The 1114-nt window shown below is 51.5% G+C and carries 1 protein-coding gene; it reads right to left on the bottom strand.

What is annotated here, in order from left to right:
• Window positions 1-647: 647 nt before the first annotated feature.
• On the bottom strand, window positions 648-1114 hold a 467-nt coding region (locus KOO63_07035; GenBank protein MBU8921557.1), incomplete at its 5' end, for a transporter substrate-binding domain-containing protein.

Raw genomic sequence — 1114 nt, 5'->3', positions numbered from 1 at the left:
CCCACTAGGTGGAGCCGAGTGGCCCGAGTTTGCCTGGTTGAAAGCGTAAAGAAATTAAGAAAAGGGCCTGCATGAAAATCATCATGCAGGCCTTTTTCTTTTAAGGGTCTTCCGGATAATGCGTACCTGGTTGCTCTCACCCTCGTGCGCAGTTTCAGTAGAAGCGGTTGAAAGCATTAACGCAGAGTTACGCAGAGGCGGCCCACTGGTAGGCCGCACGTCCCGCAGAGTTTCGCAGTCAGGTCTTAGAAAAAACCGGATCTGGGGTTCAACCGCGGCCCTTAGCGACAGCGCCTGGAAGGTGGCGCTACCTGCGGCCCTCTGCGTTAAGGCTTTTAATTACCTGGGAGCCTGTCGAAGAACCTCATCAGGCTCCAGATACTCATTTCCCGGATGAACCAAACTTTAATCTTAGCGCGTGATCATTGATGACTTCGCAAAAAGTCATCAATGCGCCCCGGGTGGGGCGCCCAAATCAATGACCGGCAATGTAAGTCATTGATTTGTAAGGAAAGCGAAAATGACACTTTTCGCTTTCCGTGGAGCAAAAAGCCACGAATGGACTTTTTGCGACCCTATCAATATTAGTTTAACAAGGTACGGGGGGCTATATCAGCCCCCCGGAACGCATAAAGTGTTTAAGATCTCTACTGAACGTCCTTGATCCAGTCGGTGCCGGTGATCCACTTGTTATAGATCTTGTCATAGCGGCCATCACCCTTAATCTGGGAGAGAAAATTGTTGACCCAGTTCAGGAAGTCGGGATCACCCTGTTTCAGCGCCCAACCCAGGGGCTCGAAAGTGAAGGGCTTATCCAGGAAAACCAGTTTGCCGGCGCCCTTCTGGGCCCAGAAAACGACACAGTAGGGGAGGTCGTAGACAAAGGCGTCTGCCTTGCCGTTGATCACCTCGAGGGCCGCCTCAGGCTCGGTCTCAAAGCTCTTATATTTGGCCCTGGGGATCATTCTTTTGACCGCCTGCTCACCGGTGGTACCGAGCTTGGAGGTGACTGTATACTTGGGGTTGTTCAAGTCTTTGTAGCTCTTGATATACCCCGTGAGGTCTTTGTTAATGAGGATCGTCTGACCGACGATGATATAGGGGTTGGCAAAGT

This window comes from Candidatus Latescibacterota bacterium, assembly GCA_019038625.1.
Classification (GTDB): Bacteria; Krumholzibacteriota; Krumholzibacteriia; order Krumholzibacteriales; family Krumholzibacteriaceae; genus JAGLYV01.
This window is presented reverse-complemented; position numbering and strand designations above follow the sequence as displayed.